At 71.4% G+C, this 24,351-nt stretch carries 22 protein-coding genes; 9 read left to right on the plus strand and 13 right to left on the minus strand.

All coding sequences use genetic code 11. From position 1 onward, the window contains the following. Positions 1-32 precede the first annotated feature (32 nt). The 4 genes from A3CQ_RS61790 (at position 33) to A3CQ_RS0129870 (ending at position 3,577) form a co-directional block, all read left to right on the plus strand. A complete protein-coding gene (locus tag A3CQ_RS61790; RefSeq protein ID WP_020514625.1) occupies positions 33-176 on the plus strand; it encodes a GPGG-motif small membrane protein in 144 nt (47 codons plus the stop codon). Between the two features lie 154 nt (positions 177-330). Beyond that, positions 331-1,218, plus strand: a complete 888-nt coding sequence (locus tag A3CQ_RS0129860; protein WP_020514626.1) for an MHYT domain-containing protein — start codon at positions 331-333, stop codon at positions 1,216-1,218. 16 nt (positions 1,219-1,234) lie between these two features. Beyond that, a complete protein-coding gene (locus A3CQ_RS0129865; protein WP_020514627.1) occupies positions 1,235-1,957 on the plus strand; it encodes an HD domain-containing protein in 723 nt (240 codons plus the stop codon). A 9-nt stretch (positions 1,958-1,966) separates the two neighbouring features. After that, positions 1,967-3,577, plus strand: coding sequence for a glycoside hydrolase family 13 protein (locus tag A3CQ_RS0129870; RefSeq protein WP_020514628.1), 1,611 nt, complete (start codon positions 1,967-1,969; stop codon positions 3,575-3,577). On the opposite strand, the gene A3CQ_RS0129875 is transcribed toward A3CQ_RS0129870, so the two are convergent. The 3 genes from A3CQ_RS0129875 to xylA are packed head-to-tail and all read right to left on the minus strand — an operon-like array spanning position 3,506 to position 7,554. Beyond that, the gene (locus A3CQ_RS0129875; RefSeq protein WP_020514629.1) at positions 3,506-4,951 is read right to left on the minus strand and encodes an MFS transporter; all 1,446 of its coding nucleotides are present in this window, start codon (positions 4,949-4,951) and stop codon (positions 3,506-3,508) included. The genes A3CQ_RS0129870 and A3CQ_RS0129875 overlap by 72 nt on opposite strands. Before the next feature lie 10 nt (positions 4,952-4,961). Beyond that, complete coding sequence (xylB, locus tag A3CQ_RS0129880) at positions 4,962-6,362, minus strand: xylulokinase (protein WP_020514630.1); 1,401 nt, start codon at positions 6,360-6,362, stop codon at positions 4,962-4,964. 4 nt (positions 6,363-6,366) lie between these two features. After that, positions 6,367-7,554: a xylose isomerase gene (xylA, locus tag A3CQ_RS0129885; RefSeq protein WP_020514631.1), complete on the minus strand. Its 1,188-nt coding sequence runs from the start codon at positions 7,552-7,554 to the stop codon at positions 6,367-6,369. A 74-nt stretch (positions 7,555-7,628) separates the two neighbouring features. On the opposite strand from xylA, the gene A3CQ_RS0129890 reads away from it, so the two are divergent. After that, complete coding sequence (locus tag A3CQ_RS0129890) at positions 7,629-8,750, plus strand: ROK family protein (protein WP_020514632.1); 1,122 nt, start codon at positions 7,629-7,631, stop codon at positions 8,748-8,750. A gap of 12 nt (positions 8,751-8,762) precedes the next feature. On the opposite strand, the gene A3CQ_RS0129895 is transcribed toward A3CQ_RS0129890, so the two are convergent. The 5 genes from A3CQ_RS0129895 to A3CQ_RS61795 form a co-directional block, all read right to left on the minus strand. Further along, complete coding sequence (locus tag A3CQ_RS0129895) at positions 8,763-9,236, minus strand: MarR family winged helix-turn-helix transcriptional regulator (protein ID WP_040433222.1); 474 nt, start codon at positions 9,234-9,236, stop codon at positions 8,763-8,765. A gap of 161 nt (positions 9,237-9,397) precedes the next feature. Next, entirely contained in the window at positions 9,398-11,107 is a 1,710-nt protein-coding gene (locus tag A3CQ_RS0129900; protein WP_020514634.1) for a substrate-binding and VWA domain-containing protein, read from the minus strand. 239 nt (positions 11,108-11,346) lie between these two features. Beyond that, a complete protein-coding gene (locus A3CQ_RS0129905; RefSeq protein WP_020514635.1) occupies positions 11,347-12,399 on the minus strand; it encodes a lactonase family protein in 1,053 nt (350 codons plus the stop codon). A gap of 46 nt (positions 12,400-12,445) precedes the next feature. After that, positions 12,446-13,051 carry a hypothetical protein gene (locus A3CQ_RS0129910; RefSeq protein WP_020514636.1) on the minus strand — a complete coding sequence of 202 codons (606 nt, stop codon included), beginning with the start codon at positions 13,049-13,051 and terminating at the stop codon, positions 12,446-12,448. An 87-nt stretch (positions 13,052-13,138) separates the two neighbouring features. Beyond that, positions 13,139-13,945 carry a hypothetical protein gene (locus tag A3CQ_RS61795; RefSeq protein WP_020514637.1) on the minus strand — a complete coding sequence of 269 codons (807 nt, stop codon included), beginning with the start codon at positions 13,943-13,945 and terminating at the stop codon, positions 13,139-13,141. Between the two features lie 145 nt (positions 13,946-14,090). Here A3CQ_RS61795 and A3CQ_RS57790 point away from each other — a divergent pair, with 145 nt between their 5' ends. Further along, positions 14,091-15,575 carry an AfsR/SARP family transcriptional regulator gene (locus tag A3CQ_RS57790; RefSeq protein WP_051115389.1) on the plus strand — a complete coding sequence of 495 codons (1,485 nt, stop codon included), beginning with the start codon at positions 14,091-14,093 and terminating at the stop codon, positions 15,573-15,575. On the opposite strand, the gene A3CQ_RS0129925 is transcribed toward A3CQ_RS57790, so the two are convergent. Genes A3CQ_RS0129925 through A3CQ_RS54535 form a run of 4 tightly spaced genes read right to left on the minus strand, consistent with a single transcriptional unit; the run spans position 15,572 to position 19,610 of the window. Beyond that, entirely contained in the window at positions 15,572-16,171 is a 600-nt protein-coding gene (locus A3CQ_RS0129925; protein WP_020514638.1) for a GTP-binding protein, read from the minus strand. The two genes, A3CQ_RS57790 and A3CQ_RS0129925, sit on opposite strands and share 4 nt — an antisense overlap. Next, on the minus strand, positions 16,152-16,538 hold the full coding sequence (locus tag A3CQ_RS0129930; protein ID WP_020514639.1) for a DUF742 domain-containing protein: 387 nt from the start codon (positions 16,536-16,538) through the stop codon (positions 16,152-16,154). Before A3CQ_RS0129930 ends, A3CQ_RS0129925 begins: the two co-directional genes overlap by 20 nt. After that, the gene (locus A3CQ_RS0129935; RefSeq protein ID WP_020514640.1) at positions 16,528-16,950 is read right to left on the minus strand and encodes a roadblock/LC7 domain-containing protein; all 423 of its coding nucleotides are present in this window, start codon (positions 16,948-16,950) and stop codon (positions 16,528-16,530) included. The genes A3CQ_RS0129930 and A3CQ_RS0129935 overlap by 11 nt, the downstream gene beginning before the upstream one ends. Next, the gene (locus tag A3CQ_RS54535) at positions 16,947-19,610 is read right to left on the minus strand and encodes a sensor histidine kinase (protein ID WP_157296516.1); all 2,664 of its coding nucleotides are present in this window, start codon (positions 19,608-19,610) and stop codon (positions 16,947-16,949) included. The genes A3CQ_RS0129935 and A3CQ_RS54535 overlap by 4 nt, the downstream gene beginning before the upstream one ends. 294 nt (positions 19,611-19,904) lie before the next feature. On the opposite strand from A3CQ_RS54535, the gene A3CQ_RS0129945 reads away from it, so the two are divergent. The 3 genes from A3CQ_RS0129945 (at position 19,905) to A3CQ_RS0129955 (ending at position 22,692) form a co-directional block, all read left to right on the plus strand. Next, the gene (locus A3CQ_RS0129945) at positions 19,905-20,555 is read left to right on the plus strand and encodes a hypothetical protein (RefSeq protein WP_020514643.1); all 651 of its coding nucleotides are present in this window, start codon (positions 19,905-19,907) and stop codon (positions 20,553-20,555) included. Positions 20,556-20,569: 14 nt separating this feature from the next. After that, entirely contained in the window at positions 20,570-21,586 is a 1,017-nt protein-coding gene (locus A3CQ_RS0129950; protein ID WP_020514644.1) for a hypothetical protein, read from the plus strand. A gap of 74 nt (positions 21,587-21,660) precedes the next feature. Continuing rightward, complete coding sequence (locus tag A3CQ_RS0129955) at positions 21,661-22,692, plus strand: helix-turn-helix transcriptional regulator (RefSeq protein ID WP_020514645.1); 1,032 nt, start codon at positions 21,661-21,663, stop codon at positions 22,690-22,692. A gap of 267 nt (positions 22,693-22,959) precedes the next feature. Here A3CQ_RS0129955 and A3CQ_RS0129960 read toward each other — a convergent pair whose 3' ends face one another. Next, the gene (locus A3CQ_RS0129960; protein ID WP_020514646.1) at positions 22,960-23,481 is read right to left on the minus strand and encodes a hypothetical protein; all 522 of its coding nucleotides are present in this window, start codon (positions 23,479-23,481) and stop codon (positions 22,960-22,962) included. Positions 23,482-24,351: the final 870 nt, after the last annotated feature.

Raw genomic sequence — 24,351 nt, forward strand, 5'->3', positions numbered from 1 at the left:
TTCGATTCGGGAGCACCGGGTATCCGGACCGCATGGACGTTCTCCTCTGGATCCTCGCAGTCATCCTGGTGGTCGCCGGCATTCTCGCGCTGTTCCGGCGGCAGCTCATCTGGGGCATCGTGCTGATCATCGTGGGCCTGCTGGTCGGCCCGGGTGGCGTCAGCATCTTCACCTGATCCCCATCCCTCCGAGTCAACCTCGACCGGGACCACCGAACGCGGTGGTCCCGGCTCTCTTTGTGATGGGCCCGCACACGCGGTGCGATGGATGTGCGCGTATTTGGCCGTAAATCACTCGCGAACATCCGTCGATCTTTCGCGAGGTTTCGCAGTGGCCGAGATCCATCACTTCACCTACGGGATCTTCAACCCGATCGCCGCGTACCTGCTGGCGTTCCTGGGCTCGTTCTTCGGGCTCCTCTGCACCGGGCGGGCACGCGACGCCCGGACCCGCGGACGGCGCAACCGGTGGCTGGGCATCGCCGCCTTCTCGATCGGCGGCGGCGCGATCTGGCTGATGCACTTCGCGGCGATGCTGGGCTTCGACGTGCCGGCCAGCCCGGTGCGCTTCGACGTCTCGATGACCGTGGTGAGCCTGGTCGTCGCGGTGGTCGCGGTCGGGCTCGGGCTGCTCATCGTCGGGCACGGCCGGCGCAGCTTCCCCAAGGTGGTCGCGGCCGGCGTGCTGACCGGCGGCGGGGTGCTGGCCATGCACTACTCCGGCATGGAGGGCGTGCACGTGGCCGGCTCGATGCACTACAACCTGTCCCTGGTCATCGCCTCGGCGATCATCGCGGTGGTGGCGGCCACGGTCGCGCACTGGTTCGCGGTGTCGGTACGCGGCTGGGTCCGGGTCAGCGGGGCGGCCTCGATCATGGCGGTCGCGGTCTGCGGCATGCACTACACCGGGATGGCGGCCATGTCGGTTCACCTGGACAACAACCAGATCGACCAGGTGCACGGCATCCGGCCGCTCACGATGATCGTGCCGATCACGCTCATCACCGCGGCCACGATCGTGGGGGTGGCGCTGAGCGCGCTGCAGGCCATGACCGAGGAGGAGTTCACCGACGGCGCCGGCACGCCGAAGCGCGGGATCCACGCCGAGAGCAGCAACGCCTGGTCACTCAAACAGGCGTCCCTGGCCCCCACCGCTCCCACCGGCACGCGCCGGCCGTCACCCCGTCCCGTCCCGGTCCGGTCGACAGGCACCAATTGATCGCTACAGTGTCGGCATGGCGACGCGGATGCTGCTGTCCATGCCGTTGCATGCGATCACCGAGGTCTACGGCGAGCAGGGACTGCGTGAGCGGTTCCTGCTCGAGGTGGACGGCTTCCCGGCGCCCGAGGCCGCGCGACTGCGGTCGGCCCTCGACCTGGCCGCCACCCTGCACGCCGACGACCGGCGGGTCCGCGAGCCCTACGTCAACCACCTGCTCCGGGTGGCCATCCGCATCATCAAGTACTACGGCGTCCACGACGTCGACGTGCTCACCGCGGCGCTGCTGCACGACGCCGCCGAGGACCACCCGGCCGAGCTGGCCGGGCTCGACGCGGCCGGGCACACGCACACCGAGCTGACCGAGGCGGCGATCGCCGAGCTGGCCCGCCGGTTCAACCCGCGGGTGGCCGAGCTGGTCCGCTCGGTCACCAACCCGGAGTACGACCCCGACCGCGACCGCCACGAGCAGTACCGCGAGCACGTGGCGGCCAACCTCGAGCGCGACCCGTGGGCTCGGGTGATCAAGGTGTCCGACTTCACCGACAACGGCGTGGGCGTCATCCACACCACGGCCGACAAGGCGTACTCCTCGGCCACCAAGTACCGCCCGCTCGTGCCGAAGCTGCGCGAGCTGGTCGGGCGCCCCGACACCCCGCTGTCGGTGGCGGCCAAGGACCACATCCTCGACCAGCTCGACCTGGCCGAGGAAAGATTCGCGGCGATACTCGACGATTAGATTTGGCGCATGCAGAAGCAGTGGTGGCGCGACGCCGTCATCTACCAGGTCTATCCCCGCTCGTTCGCCGACAGCGACGGCGACGGACTGGGTGACCTGGCCGGCATCACCGAGCGCCTGCCCCGCCTCAAGGACCTCGGCGTCGACGCCGTCTGGCTCTCCCCCTTCTACCCCTCGCCGCAGCACGACGGCGGCTACGACGTCTCCGACTACCGCGGCGTCGACTCCCGCTTCGGCGACCTCGGCGACGCCGACAAGCTCATCGCCGAGGCGCATTACCTGGGGCTGAAGGTCATCGTCGACCTCGTGCCCAACCACACCTCGTCCGAGCACGAGTGGTTCAAGGCGGCGCTCGCCTCGGCGCCGGGCAGCCCGGAACGGGAGCGCTACATCTTCCGCGAGGGGCGCGGGGCTCTTCCTCCGAACTCGTGGACCAGCATGTTCGGCGGCAGCGCCTGGAAACAGGTTCCGGACGGGCAGTGGTACCTGCACCTGTTCGACGTCTCGCAGCCCGACCTCGACTGGGGCAATCCCGAGGTGCGCGCCGAGTTCGTGAGCATCCTGCGGTTCTGGCTCGACCGGGGCGTGGACGGCTTCCGGGTCGACGTGGCGCACGGCCTCGTCAAGGAGGAGACGCTCGCCGATTGGGAGGTGCCGGCAGTGATCTTGGGCGGACTGGAGCCGGCCGGGCCGCCGCCGCCCATGTGGGACCAGGACGGGGTGCACGACATCTACCGCGAATGGCGACGGGTCGTCGACGAGTACGAGGGCGGCCGGATTCTGGTGGCCGAGGCCTGGGTGCAGCCCGCCGAGCGGCTCGCCCGGTACGTGCGGGCCGACGAGATGCACCAGGCGTTCAACTTCATGTACCTCAGCGCGCCCTGGCGGCCGGCCCCGCTGCGCGCGGTGATCAACGAGTCGCTCGAGGCGAACGACGAGGTCGGCGCCCCCACGACGTGGGTGCTGTCCAACCACGACGTCATCCGGCACGCGACCCGGCTCGGCTACGCGGCCGACCGGGTGCGGCTGCACGGGATCGGGCCGGAGGACCCGCAGCCGGACGCCGGCCTGGGCCTGCGCCGGGCCCGGGCGGCCACGCTGCAGATGCTGGCGCTGCCCGGCTCGGCCTATCTCTATCAGGGCGAGGAGCTCGGGCTGCCGGAGCACACCACGCTGCCGCACGAGCACCGCCAGGACCCGGCCCGGCCGCGCTCCGGGCACACGGTGGTAGGGCGGGACGGCTGCCGGGTGCCGATCCCGTGGGAGGCGGACGCGCCGTCGTACGGCTTCGGCCCGTCGGACCGCAGCTGGCTGCCGCAGCCCGTGTCCTGGGCCGAGTACGCGCTCGACCGCCAGCAGGGCGTGCCCGGCTCGACCTGGGAGCTCTACCGCGCCGCCCTGGCCGCCCGCAAGGAGTACCGCCTCGGCGACGGGACGCTGGCCTGGCAGGAGGCGCCGGACGAGGTGCTGGCGTTCCGCAACGGCGAGCTGCTGGTGCTGACGAACTTCGGCGCTTCCTCGGTGCCGCTGCCGCCGGGCGCGAGCGTGCTACTCGCGAGCGAGCCCCTCGACGCCGACGGGCGGGTCCCCGGCGACGTCACCGTCTGGGCGGTGCTCTAGCTCGTCGGCCGCGGCCAGCAGGGCGGCGTGCGTGTCGGCCATGTCTTTCGCCACCGTCCTGCTGGCCAGCCAGAACATGACGCCGGTCGGCAGCCAGAACAGCTGGAAGCCGGCCAGCCCGACCGCGTAGTTGAGCGGCGGCGGGAAGCCACCGGCCAGCGCCCGGAACGCCACGCCGACCATCGCGTTGCCACCGGCCCGGCCGAAGCCGTTGACCAGGTTGCCGAGGCTGTAGACGGTGCCGCGGTGCTCGGGCGGGTTCACGTCGGCGATCAGCGCGAACCAGTTCGGCGAGTTCGCCGAGGTGAGCATCAGCGCGAACACGGCGATGGCCAGGCAGATGCCGACCGTGGGCTCGGTGAAGACGTCGGCGAGCACGGCCCGGATGACCGTGGCCGAGCCGGCGCCGTCGGGCACGTCGATGGTCATCGGGACAAAGAACAAAACTATATAAAAGGGTACGGCGGCCAGCACGCCCACGGCGGCGACGAGGGCCCGCCCCCGAGGCGTGCGGCGTTGCAGCCGGTCCCCGGCCAGGCCGCCCAGGATGCTCAGCGCGCCGCCCAGCTGGAACAGCGTCGCGAAGACGCTGCCGATGAGCACGGCCGTGCCCGACGAGTAGCCCTGGTGCTCGGCGCGGGACCGGAACAGGATCGGCAGCCACACCAGCGAGCCCAGCGCGATCTGAGCAGTGAAGCCCTGGAAGATCAGCCAGATGTTCGTGCGCCGGCCCAGGATCACGGGCAGGTCGTCGCGGTGGATCCGCTCGTCGTACTCGACGCCGGCCAGCTCGGGCTGGCTCTCGCCGCGGGGCACGTTGTACGTGAACAGGTACGCCACCGTGGCGATCACGCCGGCGGCGGCCGCGACCAGGAACGGCTCCCGCCAGTCCGTGTGGCCGAGCAGGCCGCCGAGCAGGGTGCCGGCCAGCGTGCCGACGCCCTGGGAGAGGCCCCAGAAGCCCATCACCAGACCGCGGCGCCTCGGCGAGATCAGGTCGCTGACCACGGCGAAGCTGACCGAGGCCACGGCGCCGAGGCCGAACGCGGCGACGACCTGGGCGAGCAGGAACTGCGGGTAGCCGCCGGAGAGGCCCGACCAGGCGGTGCCGGCGACCCAGATCGCGGTGCCGAGGATCAGCACCGGCTTGCGGTCGGTGCGGTCGCCGGCGTACGCGAAACCGATGGCCGCCACCGCGCTGATCAGGAACATGATCGTGGTGGCCAGCGCGATGTGGCCCTCGCCGACGCCGAACGTGTCGCCGATGCTGCCGTAGAGGGGCGGCACCAGGCCGATCGCCACGTTGTCCAGCGACGCCAAGATCACGAAGACCACGACGCTGTAGACGCGGTGCGCGGTGCCGCCCTTTCTCACGCCCGAAAGGTTAGCGGGGACGGTTGACAACCGCGTTCTGAGCGGCCGCGTACTGCTCGCGGATCAGCGGGACGGGCGCGGCCTCGTACGTCTCGGGGGTCTCGGCCGACCAGACCGGTGGTTCCGCGGCACCCAGGGCGACCCAGGCGGCCTGGCGAGCGGCGCCGTCCGCGACGTACTCCCCCGGCGGCGGGACGATCACCGGCAGGCCGAACAGCTCGGGCGCGATGCGGCGGACCGCCTCGCTGCGGGCGCCGCCGCCGACCAGCACGATCCGGTTGGCGGTCGCGCCGTGCTCGACCAGCGCGTCGAGCCCGTCGGCCAGCGCGCAGAGCATGCCCTCGACCGCGGCCCGGGCCAGATGCGCCGGATCGGAGGTCTTGAGCGTGAGGCCGTGGATCGCGCCCGTGGCGTCGGGCCGGTTCGGGGTGCGCTCACCCTCCAGATAAGGCACCAGCACCAGGCCGCCGGCGCCGGCCGGCGCGGAGAGCGCGAGGCGGGAGAGCTCCTCGTGGTCGACGCTGAGCAGCTTGCCGGCGGCGTCGAGCACCCGGGCCGCGTTGAGCGTCACGACGATCGGCAGGAACCGGCCGGTGACGTCGGCGAAGCCGGCCACCGTTCCAGTCGGGTCGTCGGGCGAGACGTCGGAGCTCACGAAGACGGTGCCGGAGGTGCCGATCGAGACGACCACGTCGCCCGGGCCGGCGCCGGTGCCGAAGGCGGCCGCCGCGTTGTCGCCGGCGCCCGGGCCGAGCGGGGCGCCGTTGGGCAGGTGGCCCGCGATGCCGGTCGGGCCGAGCACCTCGGGTGTTTTCAGCAGGCGGCCGAAGCCGAGCTCGAGAAGGTCGGGGCGGTACTGATTGGTCTTGGCCGACCAGTACAGCGTGCCGCTGGCGTCGCTGCGGTCGGTCTTGATCGTGCCGATGTCGGCCGACCCGGAGAGCTTCCAGGTCAGCCAGTCGTGGGGCAGGCAGACCGCGGCCACCCGGGCCGCGTTCTCCGGCTCGTGGCGGGCCAGCCAGCGCAGCTTGGTGAGCGTGAAGCTGGCGACCGGCACGATGCCCACGGCGTCGGCCCACTTCGCCCCACCGCCCAGCTCGGCGATGAGGTCGGCGGCCGCGCCGGCGCTGCGGGTGTCGTTCCACAGCAGCGCCGGGCGGACCACCTGGCCGTTCTCGTCCAGCACCACCATGCCGTGCTGCTGCCCCGCGACCGAGGCCGCGGCCACGTCGTCCAGGCCGCCGGCCTGGTCGATCGCCTCTTGCAGCGCGGCCCACCAGGCGTCCGGATGCACCTCGGTGCCGTCCGGATGGCTCGCCCGGCCCTGCCGGACCAGCTTGCCGGTCTCCGCGTCGCGGATGACCACCTTGCAGGACTGGGTGGAGCTGTCGATCCCGGCTACCAGAGTCATGGTGTCAGTTGGCCTTCAAGACGTGGTCGATGGCGAGCTGGTGGAGCTTGACGAAACCGTAGCCCCTCTCGCCGGCGGCGTCCGGGTTGAAGTCCTCGAAGGCGCTGCGGTCGGCGAGCAGGTCCTGGTAGGTCTCGCCCGCGTTCAGCGTCGGCGTGTTGAGCTCGGCCACGCCGCTGGCGGCGAGCGCCTCCTGCACGGCCGGGTCGGCCCGGAACGCCGCCGCGCGCTCCTTGAGCAGCAGGTACATCCGGATGTTGGCGCGCGCCGACTCCCAGACACCGTCGTAGTTCTCGGTACGCGACGGCTTGTAGTCGAAATGGCGGGGGCCGTCGTAGGCCGGGGCGCCGTTCGGGCCGCCGAACTCCAGCAGGTCGACCAGGGCGAACGCGTTGAGCAGGTCGCCGTGGCCGAAGACCAGGTCCTGGTCGAACTTGGGGCCGTGCTGACCGTTCAGGTCGATGTGGAACAGCTTCTTGTGCCACAGGGCCTGGGCGATGCCCTGGGCGAAGTTGAGGTTCGACATCTGCTCGTGGCCGACCTCGGGGTTGATGCCGAACAGCTCGGGACGCTCCAGGTCGTTCACGAACGCGATGGCGTGGCCGGCGGTCGGGAGCAGGATGTCGCCGCGGGGCTCATTGGGCTTGGGCTCGATGGCGAAGCGCAGGCCGTAACCGCGGTCCTCGGAGTACTGCGCCAGCAGGTTGAGGCCCTCGGCGTAACGGTCGAGGGCGGCGCGGATGTCCTTGGCCACGTCGTACTCGGCGCCCTCGCGGCCGCCCCAGAGCACCAGGGTCTTGGCGCCCAGCTCGGCGCCGAGGTCCATCTGGCGCATGACCTTGCGGAGCGAGTAGCGCCGGACGGAGCGGTCGTTGCTGGTGAAGCCGCCGTCCTTGAACACCGGGTGGGTGAACAGGTTGGTGGTGACCATCGGGACGATCAGGCCGGTCTCGTCGAGCGCCTTCTTGAAGTTGGCGATGATGCCGTCGCGGGTGTGCGCGTCGGACCCGAACGGAACCAGGTCGTCGTCGTGGAACGTGAGGCCGTACGCACCGACCTCGGCGAGCTTGTGCACGGCCTCGACCGGGTCGAGCGGGGCCCGGGTCGCGTCACCGAACGGGTCGCGGGCCTGCCATCCGACGGTCCAGAGGCCGAAGGAGAACTTGTCTTCGCGTGTGGGTTGGACCGGCACGGTTACCTCCACGAAACGGATCGGATTTGTTTATTGGTTGAATTATTTGGAGCCGGTGTGGCAATGTCAAGGGCATGACGGCCCGGATCATGACTGCCTCCCACGCCCCCGTGCGGCAATCGAGCGTGCGGGCCCATAATCTCGCGCTCGTGCTGCAAACCGTGGCGAACAGCACAGATCGGCCATCCCGGGCGTCGATCGCCACCCGGACCGGGCTGACCCGTGCCACGGTGTCCGCTTTGGTGGACGACCTGATCGCGGGCGGTTTGCTGACCGAGCACGACCCCGCGCCGCGCACCGGGGCCGGGCGGCCGGCGGCCGGGCTGGCGCTCAGCGGGAATGGGCCGGCCGGGCTCGGGCTGGAGATCAACGTCGACTACCTGGCGGCCTGTGTGGTCGACCTCACCGGGTCGGTGCGCCATCGGATCGTGTCGCACAGCGACCAGCGGCCGATCTCGGCGGCCGCCGCGCTCGCGGCCCTCGACGAGCTGGCGGGGCAGGCACGTGCCGCCGCCGCGGCCTCGTCGCTCACCCTGGCCGGGGCGGCGCTGGCGGTGCCGGGACTGGTCGCGGCCGACGGGCTGGTGCGGGTGGCGCCCAACCTCGGCTGGCAGGACGTGGACGTGCCCTCGTTGCTGCCCGGGCTGGCCGACCTGCCGCTGATGGTCGACAACGAGGCGAACCTCGCGGCGCTCGGCGAGCTGCGGGCCGCCTCCGACGACGAACAGACCTTTCTGTACGTTTCGGGCGAGATCGGCATCGGCGCGGGCATCGTGCTCGACGGGGAGCTCTACCGCGGCGGGCGCGGGTGGAGCGGCGAGATCGGGCACGTCACGGTCTACCCCGACGGGCGGCCGTGCCGGTGCGGGGCGAACGGCTGCCTCGAGCAGTACGCGGGACAGGAAGCGGTGGCGGCCGACGCCGCGCTGGCCGCGTCGGCGCTGGGCATCGCCCTGGCCGCGGTGGTCAACCTGCTCGACATCGGGGTGATCGTGCTGGGCGGCGCCTATGCGCCGGAGCTGCCGCGACTGCGGGACGGAATCGAGGCCGAGCTGACCCGGCGAGTGCTGACCGCGGGGCTCGCGCCGGTCACGCTGCGGGCGGCCGGCCTGGGCGCCGACGCCGCCATGCGCGGCGCCGCCGACGCCGTGATCCAGTCGGTCCGCGACAACCCCGCCGCCTGGCTCAGCCGCTGATCCGGTACGCCGTCAGGCCGTGCGAGCCGAGGCGGCGCTGCCGTTCGTTTCGCTGGAGGCGGAGGCGAACTCGGTCAGGCCGCGGAGCAGGGACGCGCGGCCTGAGGGTGACATCTTCTCCAGGGTTACGGCGAGCGAGCGGCGGCGGATGCGGCGCAGCTCGGCCAGCAGGGCTCTCGAGGAGGGCGTCAGGTAGAGCGCAATCTCGCGGCGGTCGGCGCGGCCGGGGACGCGCTCGACCATGCCGGAGGCGACCAGGCGGTCGCACAGCCGGCTCGCCGAGGAGAGCAGCATGTTGAGCTCGGCGGCGAGACCGCCCAGGTTGACGCCCTCGGCTCGCTCGACGGCGAGCAGGGCGTTCAGCTGCGGCCAGGACAGACGCGGGGTGACCTGCTCGCGCGCCTGGTCCCAGGCGAACAGCAGGGCTTGCGCGGCGTCGTCGATCGCCGCGGCGTGCATCGGGTCCGGCCCATCGTGAACCGCCATGGTGGAGCAGAGACTACCCTGCGGCACCGGGCTGGTCGGCATTCCGGGCTGGTCCGCCTCGGGCGTGCCGGGCGCGCGGTCGGGCGCCCCGCAGGCAATGAGGGCCGTCACCGCGGTTGGTGACGGCCCTCGCCGCGTACGATATGAAGGGTTTTAAGGTCTTAGTTGGCGCTTGCCCCGGTTCGCGAGCCGATGGCCTGAAGGAAGATGTCACCGATCTTGGCCGGGTCGGGCGCGATGAAGACGCCACCGGCGGCGGTCGGCTTCACGATCGTCTCGAGTTCCTTCTGGTTGACCTCGGGCCCGATGCCGACGATCACCACGCGCACCGGGCGCTTCGGGTCGTTGAGCGCCTTGAGCTTCGCGACCAGCGTCTGCTGGGTGATGCCCTCGTCGTTCTCGTTGACACCGTCGGTGAACAGGATGACCGAGTTGACCTTGCCCGGCTGCCACGAGTTCTGCACCGTCTGGTACGCGGCCAGCAGCGTGTCGTAGAGACCCGTGTTGCCGTTCTTCTTCGGGACGATCTTGTTGATCGAGTCTTCCAGCTTGGGCCGCGACGAGGAGAGCGGGCTGATCGGCACGATCTCCTTGTACGGTTTCTTCCCGTTCATGTCGGTGGAGAACAGCCACACGCCGACGGCCCATCTGTCGTCGAAGAGGGCCAGACCACCGCGTGCGGCACCCCTGGTCACCGTGGCCCGGTCGACGCCGCCCGCGGTCGGCACCGGTTTGAGCATCGAACCGGAGACGTCGAAGACGGCGAGCACCCGGCCGGGCAGCGTGATCGCGGCCCAGCTGCCGAGCGCCTGGCTGAGCAGGCTGGCGTCGAGACCCGCGGCGGCCGAGCCACCGTTGGACTTGCCGTCCGGGTTGCCGCTGACGGCCGGCGAGGCCTCGGGCGCGCCGACCGGGGCCGCGAAGCCGGAGCCGACGGTGCCGTCGGGGGCCCGCAGGCCGACGGTGGCCAGCGCGTTCTTGAACGACGCGGTCTGCAGCTGCTGGTGCAGGGCGGTCGCCGCGGCCGACTTCTGCAGGTCGACCTCGGGCATGATCGCGAACGGGTAGTCCAGCGGCAGCGGGCTCGGGTCGAGGTACAGCGCCACGAGCGGCACCGGCGGCTTCTCCGCGTTGTAGCTGATCACGTCTTCCTCGGACAGCGGCGCCGCGCCCATGCTGGTCGCGAGGTCGTTGGCGTCGGCCGAGTGCGGGAACTTCTGCATCAGGTCGTCACGCAGCGCGGACGCGTTCTGCGCGAGGGCCTTGAGCGCGCCCACCTTGGCGGCCTGCGCCTGCTGACCGGTGCCGGCGGCCTGGCCGAGCGCGAGCAGACCGGACAGACCGGCCGCGTCGCGGTTCGGGTCGACGACGCCCGTCCGCAGCTGGGTGCTGGTGGTCAACTGCTTGAGCAGGTCCTTCCAGCCCAGCTTCTTGTCGGGCCAGCCGACCCCCTCGGCGATCGGCTTCGGCATGGCCACGACGACCGGGCTCTCCGCGACCGGTTTGCCGTCGGTGGGCACGAAGCCGGGCGCCTCCTGCTTGAGGCGCAGCAGCCAGGTCGACGAGTCGGGGAGCCAGACGTCCGGCACCTTCACCGCCTCGGGGGCGGTACCGAGCCCGACGAGCGTGACCCTGTGCTCGCCGGCCACCGCTGCGGCCATGGTCGCCGAGTTCACCGGGTTGACGGTGACGGCTATACACGTTCCGTTGACGTTGGCGCCGCCCTGGGTCCAGCGCTGGGCTGTCTCCTCGACGGCGGGCGCGATCTCCGTCGCGGCAGCGACGGTCAACCGGATGGCGCCGGTGCAACCGGAGTCGGACAGTTGCTGGTAGCCCAGGTACGACCCGGCAAGGACGACGACAATCGCCATCGCTGCCCCAACAACGCCCGCTCCTCGGAAATTAAAGTTTCGACGATGGCGGCCTGACACGCGCTCTATAGTGCGCATCACAGAACCCGAATGCCATATACGTTCGGCGGAAAGTTACTCGGATTAGGTCATCTGGCCGACAATATTACTTTTGGTGATGACTCCATCTCGATCGGTGTTGGGCCTCGCTGGCCTTACCAGGATTTACCCGACATTTCGGTTTTGCCCAGTCTCACGCATCACCTGACCGTCATCGATGTCCAGCGCAACAGGCATGTGGGGCTGGCCTCGGCGGTTGGCTCACCCTGCGGCGACGGGACGCCGGTGTCGGGATCGATTCTGAACGTTGTGACGCTCTGTGACAACTGATTGGCTACGTAGAGGTGATCCCCGAGCAGGATCATGTGCCGCGGCCAGTCACCGCCGGTAGGCACCTCGGCGACCGGGGTGGCCCGCTCGCCGTCCCAGGCGAAGGCCGACACCGTGTTGGGACCGCGGTTGGCCATGTAGATGAAGCGGCCGTCGCGGCCCATGGTGATCTCGGACGGGTAGTTGACGCCGTCCCGCTCGGACGCCCGCACCTCGCCGGCCTCGCCGAGCGAGCCGTCGGCGGCCGGGCGGTACCAGGTGAGGTTGGCCGCCAGCTCGCCCACCAGCAGCAGCGTGCCGTCGGGGGTGTACCGCAGGTGACGGGGGCCGGTGCCCGGTTTCGCCGTCACCGCCGGCGGCAGCATCGTGAGCCGGCCGCTCACCGGGTCGAGCCGGCAGCGCCACACCCGGTCGGCGCCCAGGTCGGTGACGAGCACGCAGTCGCGGTCGGGCACCACCATGTGTGCGTGCGGGCCCTGCTGACGCTCCGGGTCGGGCCCGCTGCCGGCCAGGTCGAGCAGGTCGGACCGCTCCCCCACGGCGCCCTCCGGGTCGAGCGGGTGCACAGCGACCGAGCCGCTCGTGTAGTTGGCGACCAGCAGGAAACGCCCGTCCGGGGTGACCGCGAGGTGGGCCGGGTCGGAGCCGCCGGTCGGCTGGATCGACAGCGGGGTCAGCTCGCCGTCGTCGGCGACCGTGAAGGCGCTGACCGTGCCGTCCGAGTCGAGCTCGTTGACCGCGTACAGGATCGGCAGCGTCGGGTGCTGCGCGAGAAAGGAGGGCGAGGGCGTGCGCGCCGCGACGCCCAGCCGCGTGAGCAGGCCCGACGCGGGATCCCGGCGCAGCAGGACGATGCCCTCGGCCTCACCGCCCTTGTCGCCCGTGTAGCCACCGACGTAGACGTACTCAGCGTTCGCACCCATGCCTCGAATCCCACCACATCCGGCCCTCGGAGTGGGGCTCGGCGGCCTACCAGGGGGATCGCATCAGGTGGTGGGCGGCACGGCGGCAGGACGGCGACAACGGGAGGGTGTGGCGGGCCGCCAGGACGTCCGTGGTGTCGGGGCCGGCCGGGCGTAGGTGGCGGGTCAGGGTGCCGGCCAGGCGGGGATACCGGTCGGCCAGGCGCAGGGCGGTGATGACCGAGGTCAGCGGGACGGCCACGCCCTCGGCGTCGGTGCCCATCGCGGTCAGCAGGGTTGCCGCGTGGGCGGTGCCGATCTCCGCCAGGTCGGTCGAGAGGCGCAGCGGGTGGGTCGCGGTCAGGTCCGCGTACGGGAAGGAGCTCAGTCGCCCGTCGGAGCGCCAGAGGTGGAAACGGCGCGCGGCGCGACTGCCGTGCAGCCGCCAGCGGACGCCGGCGTCGACGCCGGCCAGCCAGAGTGGCCAGCGCCGGCAGTGGTACGCCTCGACCGCCTCCGCCCAGGCGCCGGCGCAACCCAGATCCTCCAGGCAGCGGACGTGGCACGGGCCGGGCGGGACACCGGTGCCGGGCGCCACCATCCACGGCAGCGCGGTCCAGTCGTGTCCGGCCAGGCCCAGCACCAGCCGGTCGCAGAGCGTGCACTGGATCAACGTGGGTCCCGTCCCGGTGTGCGGAGATGCCGGGGCGGCCGCGCGGACCCCCGTAGACCCGCGCGACCGCCTGCTTCTGCGCGACGATCAGCCGCGCAACATCTCGTAGATGACGCTGGTCGCCTTCTGCTGCTCACCGGCGGCGGGCGCGGCCGGGGTCGCGGTCTTGCCGTAGCCGGTGTACTTGACGGAGTAGGTCGTCGCCTTGTGGCCGCCGCCCGCCGGGATCTTGGCGACGAAGCTGGTCAGGTGGCCGCCGGCGTCGACCACGGCCTCGAACGGCACAGCCTTGGCCTTGGCGCCCATCGCGGTGAGGGTCTTCTCCTCGACGATCTCGGCCTGCGTCGTCTTCGTGAGGTCGGCGCTGCCGGTGAAGTGACCGGGGCTGGTCTGCTTCACCGCGGCCGCGTCGTTGACGAGCGCCCAGACGTACCCGGGGTCGGTCGAGCCGTCGTAACCGACGATCGACTTGTCCTGGACCTTGGCCGGGTCGAGGAGTTGCCAGTTCTTCGGGATCTTCGGGAGGCCGGGCATGTTCGCCGGCTTGATGACGAACTTCACCCAGGTCTTCTCGCCGATCATGCGGGTGGTCATGGCCAGGGTGAAGCCGGCGTCCGGCTCGGTCTGCACGACCTTGATCTCGACGGCCTTCTTGGACGCGTCGAGGACGCCGGACATGGGCACATCGGAACCCTTGACGTCGAAGTGGTACGCGCCGTCCTGGTCGCCGGGGACCGCGTCGAGCAGCACGTCGCGCGGCTCGGCGGGAGCGCTCGACGACGTCGTCGCCGCGGTCGGGGTGTCGCCGTCGTCCGCGGTCACGATCCCGCAGCCGGTCGTGGAAAGGGCCAGGATGGCAGCGAGTCCTGCAAGCTGCGCCTTACGTGCGGTCATCGTTCTTCGTCTTCCTCGTATCGGGTGGGAATGGTGCCGACAGATCGAAGACTGCGGACCGCCGCCGCCGTACCGCTGCGGTTATGCTGCTGCCCGCTGCGGTTTCGCTGCGGTCGCGGGAAAGCGCTGCTCAGGGGGGTGTCCAGTGGGGATCGACGGCCGTGCGCCCGCGCCGTTGAGGTTCGAGATCCTCGGTGAGGTGCGGGCGCTTCGCGGGGGTGTGCCGGTCGATCTCGGGCCGGCCAAGCAGCGGGCGGTCCTCGCCGTCCTGCTGGTGCAGGCGGGCCGGCCGGTGCCGACCCATCAGATCGTCGACGCCGTGTGGGGCGACGACCCGCCGGAGAACGGCGCCAACGTGGTCCAGAAGTACGTGGCCGGCCTGCGCCGGGCGCTCGATCCCGACCGGGCGCCGCGGACGCCGGGCGAGCTGCTCGCGCTGACCGGAAGCGGGTACGTGCTGCGCACCACCGACGGCGTCCTCGACGCCGACGAGTTCCAGGCGGCGATCCGGCGGGCCGCGGCCGAGCGAGCGGCCAACCGTCCGCTGGAGGCGGCGAGCACGCTGCGCACCGGGCTGCTGCTGTGGCACGGCGACGCGCTGGCCGGCCTCGGCGGCTCGGTCTTCGACGCGGCGCGAGCCCGGCTCGCCGACACGCGCGCGTCGGCCTGGGAGGCGTGGGCCGACATCGGGCTCGAGCAGGGCCGGGCGGCCACGCTGATCCCCGAGCTGACCCGGCTGGTCCAGGAGTTCCCGCTCCGCGAGGGGCTGCGGGCCCAGCTCATGCTGGCGCTGCACCAGACCGGGCGGCAGGCCGAGGCGCTGGCGGTGTTCCGGGACGCCCGGGAGTACTTCCTGGACGAGTTCGGCGCCGAGCCCGGCGAGCGGATGCAGGAGGCACATCGCCGGATCCTGCGGGCCGAGCCGGTGCCGCCGCCCGATCCGGTGGCGGCGGCTCCTCGTCTCCAACCGGCGTTCTTCCAGCCTGTTGCCCGCCGGGCGCCCGTGATCGAGGTGCTCTTCGCCGCTATCGCGCCGCTGGCGACCTGCGGCTTCGGGGCGGGTAGCTATTTCCTGTACGCGGCCATCCGGCGGCACGACACGAAGCAGTACATCGTCGCCGCGGTCTACTACGTCCTCTTCTTCACCGGCCTGGTCGCGCTCGCCGTCGACCCGTCGCCGACCAGCTCACAGGATCTCAGCAGCTACGAGACCTTCGGGATCTTCCTGCTGCTCCCGCTCTCGCTGGCGGCGGCGTTGCACGGGGTGATGCTGGCGCTGCGCTCCGGCGACTACGACCGGTCGGCGGCGCTGCGCGAACAGGCCCGGCAGTTCGCGGCCTTCGACCCGGCCCGGTCGGCCGAGATCGGCATCGGGCGGCCCGACCTCCCGGGGCGGCTCTTCGACGACGGCGGGCTGGTCGATCTCAACCGGATCGGGGCGTACGAGCTGGCCCAGGCCACGAGGATGCCGACCGAGGTCGCTCAGCGGATCGTCGCCGACCGGGTCGTGCGAGGCCCGTTTCAGTACCCGGCTGAGCTGGTCGAACGCGGGTTGGCGGACCCGCGGACCATTCGGAAGCTCGGCTACCGGCTCATCTGCATCCCGCCGGCGCCGACGCTGAAGGACTAGCGGGACCCGGCGGAGGCGAGCTGCCGGCGGGCCACGTACTCGACGAGTTCGATCAGGACATTGCGGGCGCCCAGCGACTCGCGGGCGTCGAACAGCACCACCGGCACGCCGGGGTCGAGGTCGAGTGCCCGGCCCACCGCGTCGGCGGCGAAGCGCTGCTCGGCCTCGAAGCAGTTGACGGCCACGACGAACGGGGTGCCGCGCTGCTCGAAGTAGTCGATCGAGGGAAAGCAGTCGGCGAGGCGGCGGGTGTCGGCGAGCACCACGGCGCCGAGCGCACCCTGGGACAACTCATCCCAGAGGAACCAGAATCTGTCCTGCCCGGGCGTGCCGAACAGGTAGAGCTGAAGGTCCTCGGTGATCGTGATCCGGCCGAAGTCCATCGTCACCGTCGTGGTGGTTTTGGTTTCCACGCCGCCCACGTCGTCGGAGCCCTCGACACCGGTGAGGATCTCCTCGGTCTGCAACGGGCGGATCTCGCTGACCGACCCGACCATCGTGGTCTTGCCGGCACCGAAACCGCCCGCGATCAGGATCTTGAGCGCGACCGGGATGCGCGACGACGCGCCGTTGCGGTCAGAGCGCACGGAGTCCATTGACAACCGCCTTGAGTACGTCGACATCGTGCGGCCGGGACGCCGCCGGGGGTTCGTACATCGAAATAAGTCCTGCCGAGCGTAGATCACCAAGCAAAACCCGGACCACACCGATCGACAGGTCGAGCGTGGAGGCGAGCTCGACCACGGGGATCGGCTCCCACGCCGCGGCGACGATCGCGTGGTGCTCGGGCTGCAACCGGCCGGCCGGTTGAGCCTCGGACGCGGTCGCCACCACGAACGCCATCATGTCGATCTCGCCCCCGGTGGGCGCCACCCGTCCCTGGGTCATCGTGTAGGGACGGACCACCGGACCGGCATCGTGGTCGAGCCAGTCGTGCGCGGGGCGCATCGAGTCAGCCGGCATCGGTGGGCATGATCACGGTGCGTTCGGGGGCTTTCATGCTCTGGCCCACCCGCGTGACGAGCATCGCCATCTCGTACGCGATGAGGCCGAGATCGGCGTCGCTGGAGGCGAGCACCGCCAGGCACGCCCCCTGACCGGCCGCGGTGACGAACAGGAAGGCCGACTCCATCTCGACCACCGTCTGCCGCACCGGCCCGGCCCGGAAATGCCGGCTCGCCCCCTTGGCCAGGCTCTGGAATCCGGCCGCCATCGCCGAGAGGTGTTCCGCGTCCTCCCGCTTGAGCCCGGCCGAGGCGCCCATCAACAGCCCGTCGGCCGACAGCACCACCGCCTGCTGCGCGGTGGGCACCCGCTCGACGAGATCGTCGAGCAGCCAGGTGAGGTTCGCGCTCTGGTTGGTCGTCTGGGTCACTCTGTGTCCTCTTCCGGCCTGGTCACATCGTTGTTCTCGGGGGTGGCGGCCCCCGCCTCCTTGCTGTTCTCGGCGAGCGCCAGGTTCACGATCGCCGGGAAACTGACGGTAGCCGCATCCGCGAAGGACGCGCCGCCGGGTGATGCCCCGTTGCCGGTTTCCTCCGGCTTCGGGCGATCTTCAGAATCGCGTTGCCTCGGGATCTCGAGCCGGGACGCGTCGTCGCGCCCGCGGGTGGTGCCCTTCTGCAGCGCGCTCATGATGCTGCGAACCTGCTCGGGCGAGCGTAGCGGCACGGTCGGCTCGTCGGGCAATGTTCCGGCCGGGCGGCGCAGCTGCGGAACCAGGTTCGCCTGCCGGACCCGCTTGGGCAGACCGTCCTCGGTGGTCTCGGATTCCGGCTCCGCGGCTTTCTCCGGCGTCGCGGCTTTCTCCGGCGTCGCGGTTGCAAGATCAACAGGCCTGCGTACGCGCCGGCGCTGCACCAGACCGTCGGCGCTGAGCCCATCGGCCACCGAGGACGGCGCCGGACCGCCGAGCACCTCGGCCCGATGATGTCCGCCGACCGGCGCGGGCTCGATCGTCGCGATCTCGATCTCCGGGGCCGCCGTGAGCGCCACCGGCCGCCCGGCGACCGTGATCTCGCGCAGCTTCTCCGTGCCGTGCCACTGCAGGGCGGCCAGCGAGCGCCGGTCCTCGGTCCCCGAGCCGACCAGCGGACGCTCCCACGACCCGGACGAGGACGGCGCGCCGGGCAGCGCGATCTGGTCGGGCGTGGTGACCACCAGGTCGCCCGGGACCAGCACGACCGCGGTGACGCCGGCGTACGCGGACTGCCGCAGCGAGACCCGGATACCGTGCCGGTTGGCCAGCTGCGCCACCACGAACAGGCCGAGGCGGGCGCTGTCGGAGGGGTCGAAGTCGGGCGGCTCGACCAGCCGGCGGTTCGCCTCGTCGATCGCCTCGTGGGTCATGCCGAGACCGCGGTCCTCGATCTCGATCGCGTACCCGTTGGGCAGCACCTGTCCGGCGACGAACACCCGGGTGTTCGGCGGCGAGTACGAGGTCGCGTTCTCGAACAGCTCGGCGAGCAGGTGGATGATGTCGCCGACGGCCCGGCCGAGGATCGCCGAGGTCTCGATCGAGCGGATGTCGATGCGCTTGTAGTCCTCGACCTCGCTGATCGCGCCGCGGATCACGTCGATCACCGGCACCGGGTTGCGCCAGCCGCGGCCGGGGGCGGCGCCGGCCAGGATGACCAGGTCCTCCGCGTGGCGCCGCATGCGGGTGGCCAGGTGGTCGACGCGGTACAGGTCCTCCAGCTCCTGCGGCTCCGTCTCGCGCCGTTCCATCCGGTCGAGCAAAGCGAGCTGGCGGTGCAGCAGCGTCTGGCTGCGCCGGGCGATGTTGAGGAAGACCTCGTTGAGACCGCGCCGGACGTTGGCCTCCTCGACCGCCGACTGCACGGCCGTGCGCTGCACGTCGTTGAACGCGTGCCCGAGCTGGCCGATCTCGTCCTTGCCGTACTCGAGCGGGGGCGTCTCGACCTCGACGTCGACGTTCTCCCCGCGCTGGAGGCGGCGTACCACGTTGGGCAGCCGCTCGGTGGCCATCTCGAGGGCCTCGCCGCGCAGGCGGCGCAGCCGGCCCACCATCGACCGGCCGACCTTGACCGAGATCGCGACCGAGATGCCGAACGCGATCAGGCCGAGGACCGCGGCCAGCGCCAGGCGCAGCAGGATCGTGACGGCCAGGGAGGAGCCGCGTTCGGCGAGGCCGTCGATCGCGACGTTCTCGAAGTCGCGCAGTTGCTCGGCCGACTGGGTGTAGGGCGCGTGCCAGCTGTCGGCGCCGACCGGGGAGATCTGTCCGGTCCGGCTCTGCGAGATGAGCCGGTCCATCATGGAGTTGATCTGGGTGAACGCCGGTCCGGTCGTGAGTTTCTGGTACGCCACGCGGCTGGACTCGGGCATGTCGGAGACGGCCTGACCGAGCAGGAAGCGCGCCGTGCCCACGTCCTGCACCAGCGCCGAGCGCACGTCGTCGGTGAACTTGCCGGTCACCGTCGCGCCGGCCAGCAGCGAGTCGACGCGGCTCAGGTACTCCTGACCGCGGCCGAGCGTGGCCAGCGCCCGGACCTGCCGGTCGATCTCGTCGTCGGGGAAGGTGGCGGTGGCGGCGAACATGTCGAAGCCGGCCGAGACCATGCCGTTGTAGATGTTCTGCGCGCCGATCGGGTCGAGCTCGCGGTGGTCGATGTGCGCGCGCTGCGACGGCAGCACGTTGAGCTCGGTGAACATCTGGTTGATCCGGGTGCGCAGGGTGTCGCTGGCCGAGCGCCAGGCGTCGCCGCCCTGTGCCGCGCGGCGGAAGTCGTCGATCGCCCGGTCGGTGGCCGCGCGCTGCTCGGTGAGCAGGCCCAGCGTCGCGCTGGGGTCGGCGAGGTACTGCACCGAGAGGCGGCGCTCGCGCTGGAGCTCGCCGACGATGACCTCGCCCGGGTTGCCCACGTTGTCGGCGAGCGTGCGGGCCGAGAGCAGGCTGAGCGCCGGGCCGGCTGTCGACCAGGTCAGGAACAACCACACCAGGAGCAGGGCCGTCAACGGCACCGTCACCATCGTGATGATCTTCGATCGAATCGACCAGTTACGGGTTCTCATCAGGCTCCCCCCGGAGACGGCCCTCGCTACATCAGTGCAGGCCGTCACCGTCCGCGTACGCCTTGAGGAGGATACGTAAAACCTTCAACCTGAGCTACCACCCGACCGGCCGATATATGCCCTTTCTGTCCTCATTGTCCTGGGTATCTGGCATGCGCTTTCGAAGTCGTTCATGTGACAGAGCCGTTGATCTCCGCCTCGGCCTCGCGCAGGTGGCAATTGGACCCGTCGCACCAAAGGGGATTGACGACCCAGGGTGAGTGGGAATAACCGGGGTGAAGAAGGAGGAGGCCGATGTCCCCCACAATCACCATCGTCCTGATCATCGTCGTCCTGGTGATCATCGCCGCGATCGTGTACGGCGTGCAGGCCGGGCGGCGCAGAAAGCTGCAGAGCACCTTCGGGCCGGAGTACGACCGCGTGGTGGCCGACGCCGGGAACCGAACCGAGGCCGAGAAGGAGCTGCGCGAGCGCGAGAAGCGGCACGCGGATCTCGAGCTCATCGAGCTGACACCGGAATCCCAGCAGCGGTACCGCACCGCGTGGGAAGAGGTGCAGATCCAGTTCGTGGACGACCCGTCCGCGGCCGTCGGCACCGCCGACGACCTGGTCACCCGCCTGATCACCGAGCGCGGCTACCCCACCGCGGAGTACGACGAGCGGCTGGCCGACCTGTCGGTCGAGCACGCGAACACGTTGCAGCACTACCGCGAGGCTCACGAGATCAGTGAGCGCAACGCGGCCGGTTCGGCGAGCACCGAGGACCTGCGGCTCGCCCTCGTGCACTATCGGGTTCTCTTCGGCGATCTGCTGGGGGCTGACCCGGTATCGACGACTCCTGGTACTACTGCTTCCGTTCCCGATACTTCCGTTCCCGACGATGAGCCGGCGCCCGCTCCCCGGAGGGCCGCCGACACCGACGCCGCCACCGACACCAGCCGCTGAGGGAGTCATCGACCATGAAGTTCTTCTCCAACGACGCCAAAGAGAACACCGACGAGCCGGAGTACGGCCGTGACCACACCGATGTGGTGACCTCCGACCCGGTGGCCGTGCCGCAGCAGCGGGCCGGGTCGCCGTGGAGCGACGGGCCGGGCTCGACCGAGACGGCTACCCCCGCCGAGGCCTCGACCGACACGCAGACCGACACCTCCACCCGCGACGACGCCTCGACGTGGGGCGACACCGCGGCCGACTCCGAGACCCGGGCGGACGCCGAGGACGGCAGCCCGGACGACGAGCTCGCCGAGCAGGAGCAGCGGGACGGGACCGAGGAGGAGCCGGAGTCGCGGCGTGACGTCTCCGAGGTGACGACCTATGGGCCGGACGGGTCCGTGACCACCCACGAGGACCACGACTCCACGGACGGTTCCGCCGAGGACGCACTCCGGGACGAGGGCACCTTCGACAGCCCGGAGGCCGTCGAGCCCGCCACCGGCGATTCCCTCGAGTCCGACATTTCCGGTACGTCGGAAGCGCGAGTGGAGGACGAAACGGACCGGGACCGGGCCGAGGCCGCGGCGGAGGCCGACGAGACGGTCGAGGAGGCACGCGCCGACGAGGAGCGGGCCGAGGCCGAGATCAACGGGACGCCGGTGGCGGTCGAGCCCGAGCCGGTGCCGGTGGCGTCCGCCGCCGATGCGGATGAGCCGGAAGCCACGCCGGTCGCGGCCGCCGTGCCCGTCGACAGCGCGGCCTCGACTCCCGGCAGCGGGCCGGCCACCGCTCTCGACCGGCTCTTCACCGACGGCGACTCGTTCGCCGAGCGGTTCCGGGAGATCCAGCTGCGCTTCGTGGACAGCCCGAAGGAGGCGACGAACGACGCCGCCGTCCTCGTCGGCGAGGCGGTCGACCGGCTGACCGACGCGCTCAAGGCGCAGAAGGACGCCCTCGGCGGCGACTCGGACGACACCGAGCAGCTCCGTGTCCAGCTGCGCAGCTACCGCGACCTGCTCAACCGGCTGTCCGCGCTCTGACCCGTCTTTCAATTGCGCCGCGCGAAGGGGAGCCTCGGCTCCCCTTCGTCGTGTTCGCCGGTTAGCGTGCGGGGATGCGCGCCGGACGTCTCGTCTCGCTCCTCCTGCTGCTGCAGACAAGGGGCCGGATGACCGCGCGCGAGCTCGCCGACGAGCTCGAGGTGTCGGTGCGCACGGTCTACCGGGACGTGGAGTCGCTCGGCTCGGCCGGGGTGCCGATCTACGCCGATCGCGGCCCGGCCGGCGGCTACCAGCTGCTCGACGGCTATCGCACCCGGCTGACCGGGATGACCGGGGACGAGGCGGGCACGTTGTTCCTGGCCGGCATGCCGGGCCCGGCGGCGGAGCTGGGGCTCGGCTCGGTGCTGGCGGCCGCGGAGCTCAAGCTGCGCGCCTCGCTGCCGGGCGAGCTGGCCGACCGAGCCGATCGGGTACGCGAGCGGTTCCACCTCGACGCACCGGGCTGGTTCCGCGGTGACGAGCCGACGCCGCACCTGTCCACGGTGGCCGAGGCGGTGTGGAGCTCCCGGGTGCTGGAGATCCGTTACCGCCGGTGGAAGGCGCCGCGCGAGGTGACCCGCACCCTGAACCCGCTCGGCGTGGTGCTCAAGGCCGGGCGGTGGTACCTGGTGGCGACCGCCCGGGAACGCACCACGGCCTACCGCGTGTCGAACATCCTCGAGGCTGAGGTGCTGGACGCCACCGCCGTGCGGCCTTCGGGATTCGACCTGGCCGGGTTCTGGCAGGACTGGGCCGCGCGCTACGAGCAGAGCGTCTACACCGCAACCGCGACCGTACGCATGACCGAGGCGGCGCTGCGGATGATGGCCTTCGTCTTCCCGCCGGAGATGTCACGCACCGCCCGCGACCTGGCCGGCCCCGCCGACGAGGACGGCTGGCTCATCACCACCGTCCCCATCGAGTCGATCAAGCAAGGCCACATCGAGCTGCTCAAACTGGGCGACGAGGCCGAGGTCCTGGACCCGCCGGAGTTACGCGCCCGCTTCGCCGAAACCGCCCGAGGCCTGGCCGCGACCTACCTGCCCATTGCCTCCGCGCCGGTGCCGACGGCGGGATCGACCGACGCCCTGATCAGTCCGGGGTGAGCGCCGCGCGCCGTGCGCCGCGGCGGGCTGGCGCCGCGGCGGGCTGGCGCCGCGGCGGGCTGGCGCCGCGGCAGGCTGGCGCCGCGGCAGGCTGGCGCCGCGGCAGGCTGGCGCCACGGCGGGCTGGACTGAGCGCGGCGCGGCGCCAGCCGAGTTGCGCCCTGCGGGTTGGGTGGTGCCAGTGCCCGGATCGCCGCAGCGTCGCCGGGGGCTACGCCGGGACCGGTCGCTCACCGGTGACCGTGGTCGGAGCGGCGGGGCCCGGCGCTAGTTGACCGGGCCGCCGGCGGCGATGCCGCCGGTGTCGCCGACCAGCTGGTTGCCGGGGTAGGTCGGGCCGCCGCCGGGACCGGACGACGTCGGCGGGTCGGGCGGGCCGGTGGGCCCGGTGGTCGATTCGGTGGGCGGCGTGGTGGGACCGGTGGTCGACTCGGTGGGCGGGGTCGTGGGCTCGGTCGTGTCGCTCCGCGTGGGCGTCGGGCTCGGCGACGCCGAGGTGGACGTGGGCGGCGTCGTGCTGGTGGCGGACGATGCCGGCGACGGCGAATTGTGCAGCCGCTGGACCTTGGAGCGGGGCGTGGCCTTTCCGGTCGACTCGTCGCCGAGCGGACTGTCGCCGGCCCCCGCGCCGCCGACCAACTGCTCGGGCCCGGCCGTGTGCTCACCGACGACGGCGGGCGGACGCACCGGCGCGACATCAACCGCGCCGAGCCGAACCCCCAACCACATCGCCGGACCCAGTCCGACCGCGACGATCGCCCCGAAGAGTGCCGCGGGCCCCCGATCCATGGTGACCTCCCCCCGTCAAACCGATCATCCGACCGCGTCCCGGCACTTCACTACCCATTTCGGGAAACGCCAAGCGAATAACCACTGAGGCTATTGTGACCCAAGGTGATCAGCCCGTAGCTCATTCGTCGCGGATGAGACGCAACCTCTCTGAGCCACGGATCCGCAGGTCAGAGAGTTCAGGGCGAAGGATGCCGGTTTGAGCGCAGTCTGCGACCACGCCCGATTCCGCGGTCCCCGAACACCACGAACCGGACGCCGGGACAGATGTGTCAGCGGGTGCTTGTGAGGAAGGCCACCGCGTCGTCGAGCGCCGACCACCCACCGGGCAGCTCGTCAGAGTCGATCGCCGTCCGAACGCTGAGCGTGCCCCCGTCCCGCAGACTCATCTCCCACGACCGCCGACCGTTCCGGCTCGCCGACGCCCCCGCCACATCCGCAAACGGCACAAACCGGCTCACCGCATACCCGGCCGCCGCGGCGTGGCCCGCCCCAGCGCCGCTACCCTCCGGGCCACCGCCCGCGCTGACGCCGCCACCCGCACGCCCGCCAGCCGCACGCCCGCCAACCGCGGGACCCCCAACCGCACGCCCGCCAACCGCACGCCCGCCAACCGCGGGACCCCCAACCGCACGCCCGCCAACCGCACGCCCGCCAACCGCGGGACCCCCAACCGCGGGACCCCCAACCGCGGGACCCCCAACCGCGGGACCGCCAACCGCGGGACCGCCAACCGCGGGACCGCCAGCCGGGGCAATGCCGGGCGCGGGCCCACCAGCCGTGACGCTGCCTGACGCCGCAGAACCGCCGGGCAAGGCACCACTGGCCGCTGCGCCATCGACTCCGAGACCACCGGCCGCAGAATCCTCG

This window comes from Paractinoplanes globisporus DSM 43857, assembly GCF_000379645.1.
Classification (GTDB): domain Bacteria; phylum Actinomycetota; class Actinomycetes; order Mycobacteriales; family Micromonosporaceae; genus Actinoplanes; species Actinoplanes globisporus.